At 53.8% G+C, this 18,665-nt stretch carries 16 protein-coding genes, 1 tRNA gene and 3 pseudogenes; 9 read left to right on the top strand and 11 right to left on the bottom strand.

Going from position 1 to position 18,665, the window contains the following annotated elements; all coding sequences use genetic code 11:
• The 5 genes and pseudogenes from GV764_RS22125 to yafC all read right to left on the bottom strand — a co-directional run.
• On the bottom strand, positions 1-205 hold a 205-nt coding region (locus GV764_RS22125), incomplete at its 3' end, for a hypothetical protein (RefSeq protein ID WP_236651886.1).
• Positions 202-431: pseudogene (locus GV764_RS22130) on the bottom strand (IS3 family transposase); the annotation flags it as partial. The gene GV764_RS22125 and the pseudogene GV764_RS22130, both read right to left, overlap by 4 nt.
• A gap of 280 nt (positions 432-711) precedes the next feature.
• Positions 712-1,705: pseudogene (locus GV764_RS15735) on the bottom strand (IS3 family transposase); the annotation flags it as partial.
• A 64-nt stretch (positions 1,706-1,769) separates the two neighbouring features.
• Positions 1,770-2,354: pseudogene (locus GV764_RS22135) on the bottom strand (DDE-type integrase/transposase/recombinase); the annotation flags it as partial.
• 103 nt (positions 2,355-2,457) lie between these two features.
• Entirely contained in the window at positions 2,458-3,363 is a 906-nt protein-coding gene (gene yafC / locus GV764_RS15745; protein WP_161660947.1) for a DNA-binding transcriptional regulator YafC, read from the bottom strand.
• A 258-nt stretch (positions 3,364-3,621) separates the two neighbouring features.
• On the opposite strand from yafC, the gene GV764_RS15750 reads away from it, so the two are divergent.
• Complete coding sequence (locus tag GV764_RS15750) at positions 3,622-4,425, top strand: endonuclease/exonuclease/phosphatase family protein (protein WP_125295176.1); 804 nt, start codon at positions 3,622-3,624, stop codon at positions 4,423-4,425.
• 69 nt (positions 4,426-4,494) lie between these two features.
• Positions 4,495-5,262 (top strand): class I SAM-dependent methyltransferase, encoded by a 768-nt coding sequence (locus GV764_RS15755; RefSeq protein ID WP_161660948.1) that lies wholly within the window; start codon positions 4,495-4,497, stop codon positions 5,260-5,262.
• A gap of 52 nt (positions 5,263-5,314) precedes the next feature.
• On the opposite strand, the gene mltD is transcribed toward GV764_RS15755, so the two are convergent.
• Both mltD and gloB read right to left on the bottom strand, forming a co-directional pair.
• Positions 5,315-6,679 (bottom strand): murein transglycosylase D, encoded by a 1,365-nt coding sequence (gene mltD, locus GV764_RS15760; protein WP_161660949.1) that lies wholly within the window; start codon positions 6,677-6,679, stop codon positions 5,315-5,317.
• Positions 6,680-6,750: 71 nt separating this feature from the next.
• Positions 6,751-7,506 (bottom strand): hydroxyacylglutathione hydrolase, encoded by a 756-nt coding sequence (gloB, locus tag GV764_RS15765; RefSeq protein WP_161660950.1) that lies wholly within the window; start codon positions 7,504-7,506, stop codon positions 6,751-6,753.
• 33 nt (positions 7,507-7,539) lie between these two features.
• Between gloB and GV764_RS15770 the strand changes: the two genes are divergently transcribed.
• On the top strand, positions 7,540-8,259 hold the full coding sequence (locus tag GV764_RS15770; protein ID WP_161660951.1) for a class I SAM-dependent methyltransferase: 720 nt from the start codon (positions 7,540-7,542) through the stop codon (positions 8,257-8,259).
• On the opposite strand, the gene rnhA is transcribed toward GV764_RS15770, so the two are convergent.
• A complete protein-coding gene (rnhA, locus tag GV764_RS15775) occupies positions 8,252-8,827 on the bottom strand; it encodes a ribonuclease HI (protein ID WP_328515176.1) in 576 nt (191 codons plus the stop codon). The two genes, GV764_RS15770 and rnhA, sit on opposite strands and share 8 nt — an antisense overlap.
• On the opposite strand from rnhA, the gene dnaQ reads away from it, so the two are divergent.
• From dnaQ to GV764_RS15790, 3 genes are all read left to right on the top strand, one after another.
• Complete coding sequence (gene dnaQ / locus GV764_RS15780; RefSeq protein ID WP_161660953.1) at positions 8,781-9,512, top strand: DNA polymerase III subunit epsilon; 732 nt, start codon at positions 8,781-8,783, stop codon at positions 9,510-9,512. The two genes, rnhA and dnaQ, sit on opposite strands and share 47 nt — an antisense overlap.
• A gap of 130 nt (positions 9,513-9,642) precedes the next feature.
• A tRNA-Asp gene (locus GV764_RS15785) sits at positions 9,643-9,719 on the top strand.
• A gap of 167 nt (positions 9,720-9,886) precedes the next feature.
• On the top strand, positions 9,887-11,149 hold the full coding sequence (locus GV764_RS15790) for a pyridoxal-phosphate-dependent aminotransferase family protein (RefSeq protein ID WP_161660954.1): 1,263 nt from the start codon (positions 9,887-9,889) through the stop codon (positions 11,147-11,149).
• Here the strand turns inward: GV764_RS15790 and GV764_RS15795 are convergent.
• Both GV764_RS15795 and fadE read right to left on the bottom strand, forming a co-directional pair.
• Positions 11,146-11,919, bottom strand: a complete 774-nt coding sequence (locus GV764_RS15795; RefSeq protein WP_161660955.1) for an amidohydrolase — start codon at positions 11,917-11,919, stop codon at positions 11,146-11,148. The two genes, GV764_RS15790 and GV764_RS15795, sit on opposite strands and share 4 nt — an antisense overlap.
• Positions 11,920-12,081: 162 nt before the next feature.
• A complete protein-coding gene (gene fadE, locus GV764_RS15800) occupies positions 12,082-14,526 on the bottom strand; it encodes an acyl-CoA dehydrogenase FadE (protein ID WP_161660956.1) in 2,445 nt (814 codons plus the stop codon).
• A 228-nt stretch (positions 14,527-14,754) separates the two neighbouring features.
• On the opposite strand from fadE, the gene lpcA reads away from it, so the two are divergent.
• Together lpcA and GV764_RS15810 are read left to right on the top strand one after the other, a co-directional pair.
• Complete coding sequence (gene lpcA, locus GV764_RS15805) at positions 14,755-15,336, top strand: D-sedoheptulose 7-phosphate isomerase (protein WP_125295137.1); 582 nt, start codon at positions 14,755-14,757, stop codon at positions 15,334-15,336.
• A gap of 47 nt (positions 15,337-15,383) precedes the next feature.
• The gene (locus GV764_RS15810; protein ID WP_161660957.1) at positions 15,384-16,151 is read left to right on the top strand and encodes a class II glutamine amidotransferase; all 768 of its coding nucleotides are present in this window, start codon (positions 15,384-15,386) and stop codon (positions 16,149-16,151) included.
• On the opposite strand, the gene dpaA is transcribed toward GV764_RS15810, so the two are convergent.
• Complete coding sequence (dpaA, locus tag GV764_RS15815) at positions 16,122-16,859, bottom strand: peptidoglycan meso-diaminopimelic acid protein amidase (RefSeq protein ID WP_161660958.1); 738 nt, start codon at positions 16,857-16,859, stop codon at positions 16,122-16,124. The genes GV764_RS15810 and dpaA overlap by 30 nt on opposite strands.
• 462 nt (positions 16,860-17,321) lie before the next feature.
• On the opposite strand from dpaA, the gene GV764_RS15820 reads away from it, so the two are divergent.
• Entirely contained in the window at positions 17,322-18,665 is a 1,344-nt protein-coding gene (locus tag GV764_RS15820; RefSeq protein ID WP_161660959.1) for a Na(+)-translocating NADH-quinone reductase subunit A, read from the top strand.

Below are 18,665 nucleotides of genomic sequence, written 5' to 3' on the forward strand. Positions count from 1 at the left end.
TCGCGGGTTCGAGTCCCGTCCGTTCCGCCAACTCATTGTTATGAGACGTTTTAATATGTCTTTGTGAATAAAAAAACCGTATCGCCTTAATAGCGATACGGTTTTTTTCCGTCTGAAGATATCCTACCCGATACCGCCAGAGCCAGCGCAAAATAGTCACGCCCCGGAAGGGAGAATCTTGCAGGTCATTTTTGATCGTGGTCATATAATACTGGCCGCAGTTTTACAGTAAAAACAGTATCTTTTCTCTGGCTCTACCGGCATTTGCCCTCTTTGTAATGATGTGCTCTGACGTTATTGCAGTCGTTCAATATGAAACCATTAATTCGCTGTCGGGTCTCGTTCTTGCCTGAGTAACTCTTCGTCGGGACCCATTCTGTTTTCAGACTGCGGAAGAAGCGCTCCATGAGGCTGTTATCCTGGCATTTCCCCCATCAGCTGTCGCTTTGCTTTATTCTGCTCTACCAGACGGCGGACCTGCTTTCCAGCTCGCAAAACGTTGCTGCTCTGACGTATCAAGGGTTGCAGAGGACGCAATACCCTGATGTGTCGGACCCGCGTTTCAGGGGCGGTAGAACCGACACTCATCGCTTCACTGGCTTGTCCGTATGAGTAACGCTTTCTACAATCAGCTGTACACATTTCAGCCTCAACTACCCTCATAACCCGGACGAATGAAACCATTTTCAGAATTAATCTGCATCAGGCGAAGAAGAAGCTTTCAGCACAGGCATTGTCGTAACAACAGCCTCTGGCGCTCATACTGCCCCGCAGATTATGGCGTCTCAGTAAGCTCTGGTAATCCGTTGAACAGTACTGACCGCCTCTGTCTGTATGAACGATGACGTTTTCCGGGCGTTTACGCCGCCACAGCGCCACCTGTAACGCATCGTAGGCAAGCTATGCCGTCATCCGCGAGGACACCGACAACTGACTGACCGCGACCACAGGTCGATAACCACCGACAGGTACAGCCAGCCTTCACCAGTGCGAAGATACGTGATATCACCCGCCCATTTCTGATTAGGACCGCTGGCGTAAATATCCTGCTTCAGCAGATTCTCTGATACTGGCAGACTATATTCACAGTAACTGACCGGGCTTAACCGGCGCGAGGCTTTCGCCCGCAGTCCCTGCCGGCGCAGGCTGGCCGCCACGGTATTTATGTTACAGACCAGTCCATTAGCACGAAGCTCATCCGTGTGGCGTGGAGCGCCAAAGCGCTATTTTGCGTCACTGAATGCCTCCCGGACGACGTTATCACAGATAAGTCGGAACTGCTGACGACTGTTTATCTGATGACATCGTTGATGCCAGGCGTACCAGCTACTACGGGCAACCTGAAGTACACGGTACATGGCTTTGATACTGAACTCAGCCTGATGTTTTTCGATAAAGACATACTTCATTTCAGGCGCTTCGCGAAGTATGCCGCGGCCTTTTGGAGAATGGCCAGTTCCTCATCCCGTTCTGCCAGTTGACGCTTCAGACGGGCGATCTCAGCAGACATCTCCTGTTCGCGTTCAGAAGAAGAGTGCTGATTTTGCTGTTTGCTTCGCCAGTTGTAGAGCTGTGATTCATACAGGCTAAGTTCGCGGGCGGCAGCGGCCACACCAATGCGTTAAGCCAGTTTCAGGGCCTCCAGACGAAGTTCAGGCGTGTGCTGCTTGTGTGGCTTTTCGGTGGTTGATGCTGGTCTTGTCATGTGAGTCACCTCTGACTGAGAGTTTACTCACTTAGTCGCATGCCCACTATTGCTGGGTAGGATCATTCTGCGTTGGCTTGGGGGGCCTGATAAAATTCAACATCCCACCAGGCTTTTCAGCCTGTTGGGCCAGCGTCAGAGAGACCAACCGCAGGCCTTTATCCATACGCATCTTCAGGGAATATTTGCGGTTTGCCAGGGTTCGGTCCAGCACTTTCACGACCCGTTGCGCCGGGATATGAAGGTTAATTTCGATCGCCATCGCTTTGCGGTTAAAATCATCTACCACGTTGAAATTCCGAAAGCCTATGCCTCACACTGGCTCATCGTACATAAAATCGATGGACCAGCTCTGATTCATCGCCTCTGGCGTCGGCAGCAGAGCTCGAATACGCACCTGCGGGCGCTGTTTTACCTTATGGCAAAAATTCAGTTTTAACAGGCACTAAATACGGTGAACTCTTATACGGTATCCCGTTACTGTCCTGCCTGCGAATTACCTGAAAAAGCTTAATGAATCTCTATCGCAGATAGCTTACAGCCGCCACGTTCAGCCCCATAATCACCGGCTCATCACGTCGTGTATCTGGTTGATAACAACGCTCAGCGACAATCGCCTGAATGCCTGGCGTAAGCCTGTGGCAAACTGCACCTCATGTAGCTGACCAACGGGTTTTATGCATGTGATCTCCTTCTTTGGCAGATTGATTATGCCGGAGGAGATTTATTTTGGCCTTTACCTCCTCTTAAGCTCATGCTCGCAGAGCGGCATGCGCTGGGATCTGCTCGCTAAGAAAATCAATTAACGCCCGGATACGCGCACTCACGGCACGATCGCTGTAATAGACTGCGCTGAAAGGCATGGCGACGGGTAAACGGATATCGGTCATGATTTCGACCAGGGTGCCGTTCTCAATCTCTTTATTAATCATATAGTCAGATAAGCAGGCGATGCCGTTACCAGCGAGGCAGAGATGTTTTAGCGTCTCGCCACTGTTTGATGATAACCCTGGGCTCGCTTCATAGAGTTGTCCATCTGACTGCGCGACAGGCCAGATATTTAATGATGCAGGCTCAGTGAAACCCAGGCAAAGATGATTTGCCAGATCGTCAACCGATTGTGGCGTCCCATGCTTTACAAGATAGTCCGGTGCGGCGATGATTTTACGGTAGCTGCTGAATAACGGTCGTGCTCGCAGGCTGGAATCGCTCAACGTCCCAACGCGAATCGCCACATCCACTTTGCGCTCAATAAGATTGATAAAAGTTTCTGAAGAAACAAGAGAGAGGGTGATCTCAGGATACTTTTCCCGAAAGGGCTTTATCAATGGCGTCAGATAATGGAGGATCACTGGCGTTGCGGCATCAATTCTCAATAAGCCCCGTGGCGTCTGCTTCGTTTCCATAATTTCATTTTCCGCTGCGGCAATGTCCTGCAATATCTGCTGCACGCGACGAAAATAACGTTCACCTTCTTCGGTCAGGCTCAACTGGCGAGTGGTGCGATTAAGCAGGCTTACGCCCAGCTTCATTTCCAGCTTCTTTACGGCCCGGCTCACCGCCGAGTTTGCCAGTGAAAGCTGTTCCGCCGCGCGGCTAAAACTGCCGCTCTCTACCACAGCAACAAATATCATTAACTCTTCTGATGTCGCCTTCATTATTGCTCCATAAGCAACATTATGACGCGATTAACGTCGTTTTTGTTATTTAAGCACCTTCAGACAGCGGCGTCATGTTTGTGCATCAGATAACTACAGATTGGATGAACGAAGCGCAGATAACTTGCCAGAAAGCGCCTGAAATAGCGGATACGCTTGTTTATCGCCCTGCACGTTGAAAGTGTGAGCTAAAATCCCTATAACTGATAAGCCGCTTCTGTTTTTGCGGGCACACCTGTGAGAGGAATGAAGTCGAAAGTGCGTAAATCTACCTATGCAATGCGATATGTCGCCGGACAGCCTGCAGAGCGCATCCTGGCGCCCGGCTCGTTTGCGACCATAGGTCAGGCTTTACCTGCGGGAGAACCGCTTCCAGGCCACGATCGTCTTCGGGTGCTGGTCTGGAATATCTTTAAGCAGCAGCGCGCTGAATGGCTCTCAGTCCTGAAAAACTTTGGTAAGGATGCGCATCTTGTATTGCTACAGGAAGCGCAAACCACGCCGGAGTTGGTCAATTTTGCTACCACCAATTATCTGGCAGCCGATCAGGTGCCAGCGTTTGTGCTGCCTCAACATCCCTCGGGGGTGATGACGCTGTCGGCGGCGCATCCTGTTTACTGTTGCCCATTGCGCGAACGAGAGCCTATTCTGAGGCTGTCCAAGTCGGCGCTGGTTACCGTTTATCCCTTGCCCGATACCCGTATGCTGATGGTGATTAACATCCATGCGGTAAATTTCAGTCTCGGAGTGGACGTGTATAGCAAACAATTAGGCCCTATTGGCGATCAAATCGCCCATCACAGCGGGCCCATTATTATGGCCGGGGATTTTAATGCCTGGAGCCGCCCGCGTATGAATGCGCTTTATCGTTTCGCGCGCGAAATGTCGCTGCGCGAAGTGCGTTTTACTGACGATCACCGCCGGCGAGCGTTCGGTCGCCCGCTTGATTTTGTTTTCTACCGTGGTTTGGCTGTTCACGAAGCCTCTGTTCTGGTGACGCGTGCCTCCGACCATAATCCGCTACTCGTTGAATTCACACCCGGCAAACCTGCTAAGCGTTAAGGTATGTCAGGTCTGCCGTAGGGCAGATCAGACGTTCTGCCCTCCATTCACTTAAAAAAGGGCAACGTAATGACAACACACTCGCACCACGACAACATCAATAAGCAGTTCGGCTCTCAGGCTTCGGCCTACTTAACCAGCCAGGTACATGCCAGCGGACGGGATTTGGAACGCTTAAAAACGCGCCTGGCCTCTTTTCCTCATGCGCAACTGCTTGATGTAGGCTGTGGAGCAGGGCACGCCAGCTTTATCGCCGCCTCTCAGGTAAAAGAAGTGATCGCCTATGATTTATCAGCCAGCATGCTGGAAACGGTAAACAGCGCCGCGCGTGAGCGGGGGTTAGATAACCTCCAGACTTGCCAGGGCTACGCGGAATCCTTGCCATTCGCTGACGAAAGCGTCGATATTGTTATCAGCCGTTATTCCGCCCATCACTGGCAGGATGTTGGCCAGGCGCTGCGGGAAATTAAGCGTGTTTTACGTCCGGGCGGGAAGGCGATCGTGATGGATGTGATGTCGCCCGGCAATGCGGTGCTGGATATCTGGTTACAAACCATTGAAGCGTTGCGCGACACATCGCACGTCAGAAATTATTCCAGTGGCGAATGGGCGGCGATGTTCAGTGACGCAGGATTACTGACTACCTCAGTTATTACCGACCGTCTGGTACTGGAATATGCAAGCTGGATCGCCCGTATGCGCACGCCAGAGGCCTTAGCTGCCGCTATTCGCTTGTATCAAAAGAGTGCGTCTGGGGCAGTACAGCGTTACTTTGAACTGAAAGACGAAGGCTCATTCACCAGCGATACCATTATGATCGAAGTTTATAAGCCGTAGTAAAAGAAAAAGGCACCGGGGGAATCGGTGCCTTTTTTGATTTTGTAGATGTCTACGAATCGCCATTTACGCTGTTTTTAACGAATAGCGTAATTTGATCGCCAGGCTGCAAGTTATCCGTACCGCTGTTCCAGCGCATAACATCTTTAATGTTCACGCCATGACGTTTAGCGATGCTGGAGAGCGAATCGCCTTTGCGAACTTTATAGGTAATGCTGTCGTCATTACTTGCCAGCCGCGTACCGCTTTCAACTGCACCAACGGTGAGGGTTTGCCCCACTTTGATATGCGCCCCTTTCAGGTTATTCCAGCGCTGCAGATCTTTGGTCGACACGTTTAAACGCGATGCGATGCCCGATAATGAATCGCCTGAACGCACTTTATAGGAGCGCGCAGAACTGCTGTTGTCAGCAACCAGCGTTGGCTGTACGGCGGCAATTTCACCTGCTGCCAGCGAGTTTCGCAGCTGATCGGCATGCTTTTTCGGCACCATCACATACTGAGGGCCGCTAGCCCCTAACGTCGAGCCTTTCACACCAGCATTGAAGGTTTTCAGTTTACTCACTGAAATCCCGGCCATATCGGCCAGTTGCGCCACCTCAACAGGGTTATTGAGTTTGACGCGCGCCAGTGCGCGGCTTTCATCCGAGGTCGGCAACCGTACGCCGTACTTTTTGCTGTTTTTGAGAATATCACTCAACGCCAGCATTTTAGGTACGTAGACTTTGGTTTCCTGTGGCAGTGAAAGCGACCAAAAATCCGTGGGTTTACCCCGTGCTTTATTCGCTTTCATTGCCTTCATTACACGACCTTCGCCGCTGTTATAGGCCGCGACAGTCAGGAGCCAGTCGCCGTCAAACATACGGTTTAAGCGCTGCATCATATCGAGTGCCGCAGTGGTGGAGGCCACTACGTCGCGACGTGCATCGTAATTCCTGGTCTGTTTAAGACCATAGTTTCGCCCCGTGCTCGGAATGATTTGCCAGATGCCTGCGGCATTAGCTCCACTCGTTGCGTGAGGGTCAAAAGCGCTCTCCACTATGGGTAGTAGTACCAGTTCCATGGGCATGTTACGTTTCTTAACTTGCCCTGCTATCCAGTACATATACGGCTCTGCCCGTAAAGTTACATCGTGGAGATAGCTCTTATTGCTCAAATACTTCTGTTTTTGATCGCGAATCCGGCTGTTTTCCGGAATTCCCATCTTTAGCTCGTCGCCAATGAAAGCCCACAAGTCCTGATCCTGAGCGAAAGATGTCCCATCGTCCATCCAGCGCCCTTGGCTTGTAAACTTCCCTGCTTCCCCTTGACCAGCTGCAGAAAGGCTCTGTGCGTGCTGTTGGACGGTGGCGTCATGCTTTGACGCCTGGCATCCCACAAGCAGGACAGAGGCGAGTAATATCGCTTTTGCCTTCATGTGTGTGTCAATAGTTGCTTAAAAGACGAGCGATGATAACGGCGAATGTCCTCAATGACAAGCATGAATTATCAGAACTTGTCTTTCATGGCCCTTAACCAGGCAAAACGCTGCTCAGGTTGTTGCAAAGTTGTTTCTTTATTAATTGAATTAATAATATCAATATCTTGCGTTCTTAAAAAAACATTGATTTTACGTTCTTCCGCCAGCGTTGTTGGCAATGTAATTTGGTTTTTTGCGCGTAACTCCTTCACTTTTCGATAGTATTCGTTTAAGTCACGATCATGAGGCAATATGCTTATCGCAAACTTTAAATTACTTAATGTATATTCGTGGGCGCAACATATCAGAGTATCGTCTGGTAAGACGTTTAATTTATTAAATGATTGATACATCTGATTCGGCGTACCCTCAAACAAACGCCCGCAGCCGCCGGAAAACATCGTATCGCCGCAGAATAAGTAAGGATAACTGAAGTAACAGAGATGTCCTAAAGTGTGACCTGGTGTGGCAATAATGGTGAATTCATGCCCCAGTAGATTGATTTTATCCCCTTCGTTGACTACCCGGTTTGTACCTTTACTGGCGGTCTCCTGAGGGCCGTAGACCGGCAGAGAAGGATATTTTTTCAACAAATCCGGTACACCGCCCACATGGTCGTTATGATGATGGGTAAGCAAAATCGCCTCAGGCTGCCAACCATACTGTTCAATGGCCAAAATGATGGGGTCGGCTTCACCGGGATCGACGATCAGGCATTGGCCATTGTTCTCACTAAGCACCCAGATGTAGTTATCCTGAAAAGCGGGAATACTGATAAGATTCATAAAACACCTCTTAATGCGTGACAGAAGGTAGCGATGAAACCGGCAAGGATACCCAAGACGTACCAGACGCCAGGGCACTGGGCTGAACTCCCCTGGGGCGAATATTATCGCGACGCGCTTGAATACCAGATGCGCCCCTGGCTTGCAAAAATGTTTGGTTTTCACTTACTTAAGATTGGCAATCTCAGCGCGGAAATCAATACTGAGAGTTGTGCGATTTCTCACCAGGTTAATGTGGCGACTCATGGCGAGCAGCTTCAGGTAAGAGCCGACCCGCTGGCGCTCCCTTTTGCTCCCCGGGCGGTCGACGCCTGTTTGTTAGCGCACACTATCTCATGGTGCTCCGATCCACACGGATTACTGCGCGAAGTTGACCGAGTTTTGGTTGATGACGGGTGGTTAATTATGAGCAGTTTTAACCCCTTTAGTCTGTTAGGTGTGGGGAAACTGGTACCGTTTCGCCGTCAGCGTATCCCTTATAATAGCCGGATGTTCACCTTAGCCCGCCAGCTTGACTGGCTTGCCTTGCTTAATTTCGAAGTGCTCTATCAGACCAATTTCCAGGTATTGCCATGGAATAAACAGGGGGGTAAGTTGCTGAGCACTCACTTACCTGCGCTGGGCTGTATGCAGGTTATCGTGGCACGTAAACGCACGATCCCTTTAACGCTGAACCCGATGAAACAACGCAGCGCCAAAACGCAGTTACGCCCGGCGGTGGGCGCAACGCGGCAATACCGGAAACCTAACTAACCGCGTTTTCCGCCTGATACCCGACATCGACATGTTGAGGGTTGCTGGCCGCTGCGCGCGCCAGTTCATCGCAGCGTTCGTTTTCAGGATGGCCGGCGTGGCCTTTGACCCACTCCCAGTTGATTTTATGCTGGCTTAAGGCCTTATCCAGCCGCTGCCACAAATCAACATTTTTGACCGGTTTCTTATCGGCAGTTTTCCAGCCGCGTTTTTTCCAGTTATGGATCCACTGGGTGATGCCTTGCCTGACGTACTGGCTGTCGGTACTCAGCGTCACGTCGCAATGCTCACGCAATGCTTCCAGCGCCACGATGGCAGCCATCAGTTCCATACGATTATTGGTGGTCAGCTTATACCCTTCGCTAAAGGTTTTTTCGTGCTGTTTATAGCGTAAAATCGCACCGTAGCCGCCCGGTCCTGGATTACCCAGACACGAACCATCGGTGAAAATTTCTACCTGTTTGCGCATCTCTGGTAGACTTCCTGTGATCAAAAAACCCAGTCTGACATAAACGAGCCTTATGAGCACACCAATTACACGACAGATCGTCCTCGATACTGAAACCACCGGTATGAACCAGATTGGCGCCCATTACGAAGGGCATTGCATCATTGAGATTGGTGCTGTCGAGGTGATTAACCGCCGTTTAACGGGCAATAACTTTCACGTTTATATCAAACCTGACCGCCTGATCGATCCAGACGCCTTCAATGTTCACGGTATTGCGGATGAATTTTTGCTGGATAAACCGGTGTTTGGCGATGTGGCTGATGATTTCATCGATTACATTCGCGGCGCGGAGTTGATCATCCACAACGCATCGTTCGATATCGGCTTTATGGATTATGAATTCAGCAAGCTTAAACGTGGAATCCCGAAAACCGATACCTTCTGCAAAATAACCGATAGCCTGGCGCTGGCGCGGCGGTTGTTCCCCGGCAAGCGTAATAGCCTGGATGCGCTGTGCTCGCGTTATGAAATCGATAACAGCAAACGTACGCTGCACGGCGCGTTGCTTGACTCCCAAATTCTGGCGGATGTCTGGCTGACCATGACCGGTGGACAGACGTCGATGACGTTTGCGATGGAAGGCGAGGCTCAGAACGTACAGGACACCACGGGCATTCAGCGTCTGGTGCGCCAGGCGTCGCGTTTAAAAGTGATTACCGCTACCGATGAAGAATGCGCCGCCCATGAATCACGCCTGGATCTGGTGCAAAAGAAGGGCGGCAGCTGCCTGTGGCGCGCATAACGTCCGTTAATTTGCGCGATTTGTCGTCACTCGGGCGAAATTTGCAGCAAACGATGATAATCCTGAGAAAAAGCGTTGACGCTTAGAGAGGCTCCCCGTAATATTCGCCTCGTTCCCAGGGGAACAACGCGGAGCGGTAGTTCAGTCGGTTAGAATACCTGCCTGTCACGCAGGGGGTCGCGGGTTCGAGTCCCGTCCGTTCCGCCAACATTTATACTCTGTAGCCTCAGTGCTGCAAAGTTCAGAAAACCGTATCACCGCAAGGGATACGGTTTTTTTGTCTTCGCTTTAGCCCACTCTCACATAGCCAAACCTGCTTCCATCTGGCACATTGATTTTCTTCAAATTAATTTCTGCTGTGACCGGAGCGCGTCATGTCCGATTTCATTTTGCCAACCCAAATCAACCCGCCTTCTCGTTTATTAATGGGACCAGGGCCGATTAACGCCGATCCCCGCGTATTGCGCGCCATGGCGAGCCAGCTTATTGGCCAGTACGATCCGGCGATGACGGGCTATATGAACGAAACCATGGCGCTGTACCGTCAGGTGTTCAATACCCACAATCGCTGGACACTGTTAATCGACGGCACCTCGCGCGCGGGCATTGAAGCTATTCTGGTTTCGGCGATCCGCCCAGGCGACCGGGTGCTGGTGCCGGTGTTTGGTCGCTTCGGTCACTTGTTGTGTGAAATCGCCCGCCGCTGCCGGGCAGAAGTGCATACCCTTGAGGTTCCCTGGGGCGAGGTATTTTGCCCGGACCGTATTGAAGAGGCGATTAAACGCGTCAAACCCCGTTTGTTATTGACGGTTCATGGCGATACCTCCACCACCATGCTGCAACCGCTGGCGGATCTGGGTGAGATTTGCCGTCGCCATGGCGTGCTGTTTTACACCGACGCGACTGCATCATTGGGCGGCAACACCTTAAAAACCGATGACTGGGGTGTAGATGCCGTTTCGGCAGGTCTGCAAAAATGCCTCGGTGGCCCGTCAGGCAGCGCGCCGATCACCCTTAGCCCGCAGATGGAAGCGGTGATACGCGCGCGAAAATGCGTCGAAGCCGGCATACGCACTCAGGATCATCAGGACGGCGACGACGAGATGATCTACTCCAATTATTTCGATCTCGGCATGATCATGGATTACTGGGGGCCGGAGCGTCTGAACCATCATACCGAAGCCACCAGCATGCTGTTCGCCGCCCGGGAATGCGCCCGCATCATGCTGGAAGAGGGGATGGATAACCGCGTTGCCCGTCACGCCTTACATGGCAAGGCGATGCTGGCCGGGATCCAGGGGATGGGGCTGGAAACCTTTGGCGATCTCCGGCACAAAATGAATAACGTGCTCGGCGTCGTTATCCCGCACGGCATCAACGGTGAAGCGGTGCGCCAGCAACTGCTTGAAGACTTCCACATCGAGATCGGCACCTCGTTTGGCCCGTTGCAGGGCAAGATCTGGCGTATCGGCACCATGGGCTATAACGCGCGCAAAGACTGCGTGCTGCAAACGCTCGCGGCGCTGGAAGCAGTATTAAATCGACATGGATTGCGCACGGTGCAGGGCGAAGCCATGCAGGCGGCATGGAAAGTTTATGACTCGGTGCGATCGGCGACCGCACCGGCGAAAGGTTAACCGTTCAGCGTAAAATCATCGGCATCGCGCCAGGCAGGGAATTTTTCCCGGTACTCCTTAAGCGCGTTTAACGACAGCTCCGCATCCAGCCGCGTTGCCTGATGGGCATCGGCGCTGGCGAGGATCTCCCCCTGCGGATTGATAATGCGGCTATCGCCGCGGTAGTGGTGCCCGTTGCCGTCGGTCCCGACCCGGTTGCAGCCGGCGACGTAACACTGGTTTTCGATGGCGCGTGCGGTCAGCAGCGCCTGCCAGTGCAGCGAGCGCGGCGCGGGCCAGTTCGCCACATACAGCGCCAGGTCATAATCACTGGCGTTGCGCGACCACACCGGGAAGCGCAGGTCATAGCAGACCAGCGGCAGAATGCGCCAGCCGCGCCATTCGACAATCAGCCGCTGCTCACCTGCCACGTAGTGGTGGTGCTCATCGGCCATGCGGAATAAATGACGCTTATCGTAAAAATGCACTTTGCCTTCCGGCTCGACCAGCAGAAAACGGTTCACCGGGCCGCGTTCGGTTTGCAGCGCGGCGCTGCCGCCGACCATCGCGCCCAACTGGCTGGCTTTAATCTGCATCCAGTTGATGACTTCTTCTTCGGCCATCGACTGTTGAGCGGCTTCCATCGCAAAGCCCGTCGTGAACATTTCTGGTAGCAGGATAAGGTCCCGCCCGGTTAGCTCATCCAGCAACACATCAAAATGGCGCAGATTGGCAGGGCCATCCATCCACACCAGCGGTTGTTGTAACAACGATACTTTTAACCCAGGCACAATCTCATTCTCCTCGTTGACGGGGGGATTTCACTCTAGCATGACCTTTTAGCAAATGGCGGAGAAGATTGCAGATCAACCTCGCAAACCCGGCGAGGCCACCGTTAACCAAAAAAAAGACCGGCTATGGCAACCGGTCTTTTGACAGTGAAGCGTTGAGGGTTAGGCCGCTTCAGGTTTTCGCAGTTTTTCCGGCATCTTTACCGGCTGAGTCGCCAGTTCCTCCGGCTCAAATTCGTCCACGTTAATGCTGCGCAGACGGCTTTGTTCCGCTTTGACCAGGATATCCGCCTCTTCCTGAGTAATGTGTCCCTGCTCCAGCGCTTGTTTCGCCAGCATATCGAGACGGGTGAAGGAGAGGTTTTTACCCAACGCTTTGCAGATGCGTTCGTGGATCGGCTCGGCAGCAATCATATCCTGTAGCGCTTCCTCCAGCAGACCCACCGGATTGTACTCGCTCGGCGTCAGGTACTGGCCGCGACCGATGCGTGAACGGGTCGCAGACGGCGTTTGCAGGATCTTCGCCACTTTATGGTCCAGCTTGTCGGACGGCGCATCGTAACGGCGGCCCAGCGGGAAGATCACCACGCGCAGCAGCCCGGCGACAGCGCCGTTCGGGAAGTTACGCAGCAGATCGTCAATCGCCTGTTCGGCCTGATGCAGCGCATCCTGAACGCCCCAGTGCAGCAGCGGCAGATCGGCTTCGTTACGGCCTTCGTCGTCATAGCGCTTCAGCACGGCGGACGCCAGGTAGAGCTGGCTCAGCACATCGCCCAGCCGCGCCGAGATACGTTCGCGGCGTTTCAGGCTGCCGCCCAGCACCGCCATCGACACGTCCGACAACAGGGCCAGGTTGGCGCTCAGGCGGTTCAGGTGCTGATAGTAACGTTTAGTGGCATCGCGGGTCGGCGAACGGCTGGTTAAGCCGTTGGTCAGGCCCAGCCAGAAGCTGCGCACTTTGTTGCTGCCGACATGGCCGATATGTTTGAACAGCAGTTTATCGAACGCATCCACATCGTTGTTCTGCGCCGCCGCCATTTCTTCCAGCACGTATGGATGGCAGCGGATTGCGCCCTGGCCGAAGATCATCATGCTGCGGGTCAGAATGTTCGCGCCTTCCACCGTAATCGCGATTGGCGCGCCCTGATAGGCACGGGCCAGGAAGTTGCTTTCGCCCAGCATGATGCCTTTACCGCCGGTGATATCCATCGCATCAATGATGGACTGCTGGCCGCGGTGGGTGCAGTGATACTTCACAATGGCCGACAGTACCGCCGGTTTCTCGCCCAGCATAATGCCGTAGGTGATCAGCGACGCCGCCGCATCCATCACGTAAGCGTTACCGGCGATACGCGCCAGCGGCTCTTCGATGCCTTCCATCTTACCGATGGAGATTTTGAACTGACGGCGAATATGCGCATAGGCGCCGGTTGCCAGCGCGACGGACTTCAGGCCGCCGGTGGAGTTGGACGGCAGGGTAATGCCGCGGCCCACGGAGAGGCATTCCACCAGCATACGCCAGCCCTGGCCAGCCATCGCCGGGCCGCCGATGATGTAATCAATCGGTACGAAAATATCGTTACCACGGGTCGGGCCATTCTGGAACGGCACGTTCAGCGGGAAGTGGCGTTTGCCGATTTCCACGCCCGGGGTGTTAGTCGGGATCAGCGCACAGGTGATGCCCAGCTCCTGTTCGCCGCCCAGCAAACGATCCGGGTCAGAGAGTTTAAACGCCAGACCCAGCACGGTAGCGATAGGGGCCAGGGTGATATAACGCTTGTTCCAGGTCAGGCGCATGCCCAGCACCTGCTCGCCTTTCCACTCGCCCATGCACACCACGCCGGTATCGGGGATAGCGCCCGCATCGGAACCCGCTTCCGGGCTGGTCAGCGCAAAGCAGGGGATTTCCAGGCCGCGGGCCAGACGCGGCAGATAGTGGTTTTTCTGCTCATCAGTGCCGTAATGCTGCAACAGCTCGCCCGGGCCTAACGAGTTCGGTACGCCGACGGTAATCGCCAGAATGCCCGACACGCCAGAGAGTTTTTGCAGTACGCGCGACTGGGCGTAAGCCGAAAACTCCAGGCCGCCGTACTCTTTCTTGATGATCATCGCAAAGAAGCGGTGCTCTTTCAGGTACGCCCACAGCTCCGGTGGCAGATCGGCCATTTCATGGGTGATCTGGAAGTCATTGGCCATGCGGCAGGCTTCTTCAACCGGACCGTCAATAAACGCCTGTTCTTCCGCCGTTAACTGCGGCTTCGGATAGTTGTGCAGCTTCTGCCAGTCAGGATTGCCCTGGAACAGTTCGCCTTCCCACCAGGTGGTGCCGGCGTCAATGGCTTCTTTTTCGGTGCGAGACATCGGCGGCATCACCTTGCGGAAACCTTTAAATACCGGCGCGGAAATCAGCGATTTACGCATTGGCACAAGGTTGAACGGCACAAGGATAATTGCGAGGGGAACCAGCACCCAGATTGACCACAGGCCAGACACGCCTAAGGCAGCGGTCCAGGCAAGCAGGATCAGGCTGCTGACCAGCAGATTGACCCGGTGATAAAACAGCACCCCGAGCAGAATAACGGTGGCAACAATACTCAACATCATCATAGCTAAAAGCTCCCTGTCTTGTAGGAGGTCTGACCACTTGTGATGATTAGGTTGTAGTGGATGCGCAGTTTTTTAGCAATGTATTTACAATATAATTACAACCTGGTTCACATTGTTCCTGCCGATCGGCTGAAAACGTCATGAAAGGGGGCCGGGTGATGCTTCTCGCTTTCAACCCTATCCGGTACACTGCGAGGGTTATTTTCATTCATCCTTAAGGAAATCCTCATGTACCAGGATCTGATTCGCAGCGAGCTGAACGAAGCCGCAGAAACGCTGGCTAACTTCCTGAAAGACGACGCTAATATTCACGCCATCCAGCGTGCAGCGGTCCTGCTGGCGGACAGCTTCAAAGCGGGCGGCAAAGTGCTCTCCTGCGGCAACGGCGGTTCCCACTGCGACGCCATGCATTTTGCTGAAGAGCTGACGGGCCGTTATCGCGAAAACCGTCCAGGCTACCCGGCTATCGCCATCTCTGATGTCAGCCATATCTCCTGTGTCAGCAACGACTTCGGTTATGACTACATTTTCTCCCGCTACGTTGAAGCGGTTGGCCGCGACGGCGACGTACTGCTGGGAATTTCCACCTCCGGCAACTCCGCTAACGTCATTAAAGCCATTGAGGCGGCCCGCGCCAAAGGGATGAAAGTGATCACCCTGACCGGCAAAGACGGCGGCAAAATGGCGGGTAGCGCGGACATCGAAATTCGCGTGCCGCACTTTGGCTATGCCGATCGCATTCAGGAGATCCATATCAAAGTGATCCACATCCTGATCCAGCTGATCGAAAAAGAAATGGTAAAAGCGTAATTGCACGACAGGGGCGCAAGCCCCTTTTTTGAAACGGGAGGTGGGTGATGTGTGAACTGCTCGGGATGAGCGCCAATGTGCCAACCGACATCTGCTTTAGCTTTAGCGGGCTGGTTCAGCGCGGCGGCGGCACCGGTCCGCATAAAGATGGCTGGGGTATTACCTTTTATGAAGGTAAAGGCTGTCGCACCTTTAAAGACCCGCAACCCAGCTTTAATTCGCCGATTGCCCGGCTGGTCCAGGAATATCCGATAAAGTCCTGTTCGGTGGTGGCGCATATCCGCCAGGCGAACCGGGGAAAAGTGGCGCTGGAAAACACTCATCCGTTTACCCGCGAGCTGTGGGGCCGCAACTGGACCTACGCGCACAACGGGCAGCTCAAAGGCTATCAGGGTCTGGAGACCGGGAATTTTCGGCCAGTGGGAGAAACCGACAGCGAAAAAGCCTTTTGCTGGCTGCTGCATAAACTGACCACGCGCTACCCGCGCACGCCTGGCAATATGGAAGCGGTGTTCCGCTATGTGGCGTCGCTGGCCGGGGAGCTGCGCGAGAAGGGCGTATTCAATATGCTGCTGTCGGACGGACGCTACGTCATGGCGTTTTGCTCGACCAACTTATTCTGGATAACCCGCCGTGCGCCGTTTGGCGTGGCGAAACTGTTGGATCAGGATGTGGAAATCGACTTTCAGCAGGAGACCACACCCAACGATGTGGTCACCGTGATTGCCACTCAGCCGCTGACCGGCAATGAAACCTGGCAGAAGATCATGCCAGGCGAGTGGGCATTATTTTGCCTCGGAGAGCGTATAGTTTGAGGCCAACTGCGGCTGGACGGGCTGGCTGCCGATCGGCTTGCTGACCACATAGCGGCCATCCACCACCGAGACCACAGGCGGCTGGTGGGTGGCGGCAAAATAGTCGTAACCCGGCTTCAACTGCTTCCAGAAATCGATGTGATACGAGTATTTATGGCGCTGCATATTGGCGTCGGTCATGCGGAACGGATAAATGCTTACCTGTACGTTAGGCTGACCAAACACCAGCGCGCCGGTCACGAACTGGAAGATCTCGTCAATGCCCTGGTCGGTCATGGCGTAACAACCAACCGATACGCAGGCGCCGTGGATCATCAGGTATTTGCCTTCATAGCCGTGCGCGCGGTCAAACGCGTTCGGGAAGCCAATATTAATCGCTTTATAGAAGCGGCTATCCGGCTTCAACTGGCTGCGCTGCACCGAGTAAAACCCTTCCGGGCTTTTGAAATCGCCCTGGCGCTGTTTCGGGCCGAGGCCGCCGGAATAGCTGCAAATGCGATAAGTGTCCAACAGCTGATACTGTTCGCCCATTTTCACATACAGATCGAGGGTGCGTTCTTCCTTAAAGATCTGAATATAAACCGGCGAGCCCATCAACTGCTGTTTCAATTCTTTTTTGATCGGTGTGGCGCTGTCGTTGCTGAGTAGACTGGCGAACGCCAGGCACGGCATCAGAAGCATCGCAAGTAACACTGCGATTTTACGCATACTGCTTGTTTCCTTGATAAATCGATAACAAATGCCGGAACGGCACAACAAAAAGAAACCCTAAATCGGATGATTCTGGATTGAGTGCGCTCACATTAGCACCGCTGTTATTTTTCGCAAGCGCGTCGAAGTGAGTTTACAATTCAGTTTTGCTACACAGTATTGCCTGGCCCGCCTGCGCGCGACACAAACTTTGCGCGCTTCCTCGCAGTTATGATTCCTTTTCATCTATTTCTGACGCTAATCAAACGATTGATGTTACCATTCACGCCGTATGATGACCTGCACAGAAGAAAGGAAATTCTCCTGACGATCATTACCCGAATTCTGCCTTTTCTGGCATTGTCGGCCGTAGCGCATTCGTAATGTCCCATCTTTCTTTTCTTCCACATTGCAGCGACGTTGAACTCTGGTTTCGGCATTCCATGCCGGGAATTACGTTAACTATTCCGTGCTAACCTTATGATTAAAATTAAAAAAGGGCTAAATCTTCCCATCGCGGGCCTGCCGGAACAGCAGGTGACGGATGGCCCCGCTATCCAGCACGTAGCCTTGCGCGGCGAGGAGTACGTTGGCATGCGCCCCTCCATGCTGGTCAAAGAAGGCGACCGGGTGCTAAAAGGGCAGGCGCTGTTCGAAGATAAAAAAATCCCCGGCGTGTTGTTCACCGCGCCCGCCAGCGGCGAGGTGGTGGCAATCAACCGTGGGGAAAGACGCATTCTGCAATCTGTGGTGATCCGCATTGAAGGCGACGAGCAGCGAACCTTCGCTTGCCATGAGCGCGCCTCGCTGGCCTCGCTGCCCCGTGAAACCTTGCAGAGCCAATTGCTGGATTCCGGGCTATGGACGGCGTTCCGCACCCGTCCATTCAGTAAAACGCCGGTGCCGGGTAGCGTACCTGCGGCGATTTTCGTCACCGCCATGGACACCAACCCCCTGAGCGCCAACCCGGAGCCGATTATTCTCAGCCACCGTGCCATGTTTGACGCGGGGCTGAGCGTGCTCACGCGCCTGACGCCGGGTAAAGTGCACGTTTGCCAGGCCGGCGGCGGCAAGCTTGGCGGCCACACCAGCGGCCAGGTCACCTTTAACGAATTTGCCGGACCGCATCCGGCGGGCCTGCCGGGTACCCATATTCACTTTCTGGAGCCGGTCAGCCTGCATAAGCAGGTGTGGCACCTGAACTATCAGGATGTGATTGCCATCGGCAAGCTGTTCATCGAGGGCGAACTGTGGACCGAGCGCATCGTGGCGCTTGGCGGCCCGCAGGTCAAACACCCGCGTTTGATCCGCACCCGCGCTGGCGCATCGCTGGACGAGCTTACCGCCGGGGAGTTGCAGGACGGCGATAACCGCATCATTTCCGGTTCGGTGCTCAACGGCGTGCGCGCCCACGGGCCGCATGCCTTTCTCGGACGTTTTCATTTGCAGGTCAGCGTCCTGCCGGAAGGCGGCGATAAAGAGCTGTTCGGCTGGGTGATGCCCGGCAAAGAAAAGTTCTCGATCACCCGCACCACGCTGGGCCATTTCCTGAAAAACAAACTGTTCAACTTCTCCACTGATACGAATGGCGGGGAACGCTCGATGGTGCCGATCGGCAACTACGAGCGCGTGATGCCGTTAGATATCTTACCCACTCTGCTGCTGCGCGATTTGCTGGCGGGCGACACCGACGCCGCCCAGGCGCTGGGTTGCCTGGAGCTGGATGAAGAGGATTTAGCGCTCTGCACCTATGTTTGCCCCGGAAAATATGAGTACGGCCCGGTGCTGCGCGACGTGTTAACCCGTATTGAGCAGGAAGGATAA

The sequence above is a fragment of the Atlantibacter hermannii genome, assembly GCF_009907385.1.
Taxonomy (GTDB): domain Bacteria; phylum Pseudomonadota; class Gammaproteobacteria; order Enterobacterales; family Enterobacteriaceae; genus Atlantibacter; species Atlantibacter hermannii_A.

Excerpts from the sequence above, each read along its gene's own strand:
- GV764_RS15810 (WP_161660957.1), top strand. The coding sequence starts at position 15,384 with ATGTGTGAACTGCTCGGGATGAGCGCCAATGTGCCAACCGACATCTGC.
- dnaQ (WP_161660953.1), top strand. The coding sequence starts at position 8,781 with ATGAGCACACCAATTACACGACAGATCGTCCTCGATACTGAAACCACC.
- GV764_RS15755 (WP_161660948.1), top strand. The coding sequence starts at position 4,495 with ATGACAACACACTCGCACCACGACAACATCAATAAGCAGTTCGGCTCT.
- GV764_RS15770 (WP_161660951.1), top strand. The coding sequence starts at position 7,540 with ATGAAACCGGCAAGGATACCCAAGACGTACCAGACGCCAGGGCACTGG.
- fadE (WP_161660956.1), bottom strand. The coding sequence starts at position 14,526 with ATGATGATGTTGAGTATTGTTGCCACCGTTATTCTGCTCGGGGTGCTG.
- GV764_RS15820 (WP_161660959.1), top strand. The coding sequence starts at position 17,322 with ATGATTAAAATTAAAAAAGGGCTAAATCTTCCCATCGCGGGCCTGCCG.
- mltD (WP_161660949.1), bottom strand. The coding sequence starts at position 6,679 with ATGAAGGCAAAAGCGATATTACTCGCCTCTGTCCTGCTTGTGGGATGC.
- dpaA (WP_161660958.1), bottom strand. The coding sequence starts at position 16,859 with ATGCGTAAAATCGCAGTGTTACTTGCGATGCTTCTGATGCCGTGCCTG.
- lpcA (WP_125295137.1), top strand. The coding sequence starts at position 14,755 with ATGTACCAGGATCTGATTCGCAGCGAGCTGAACGAAGCCGCAGAAACG.
- gloB (WP_161660950.1), bottom strand. The coding sequence starts at position 7,506 with ATGAATCTTATCAGTATTCCCGCTTTTCAGGATAACTACATCTGGGTG.
- GV764_RS15790 (WP_161660954.1), top strand. The coding sequence starts at position 9,887 with ATGTCCGATTTCATTTTGCCAACCCAAATCAACCCGCCTTCTCGTTTA.
- yafC (WP_161660947.1), bottom strand. The coding sequence starts at position 3,363 with ATGAAGGCGACATCAGAAGAGTTAATGATATTTGTTGCTGTGGTAGAG.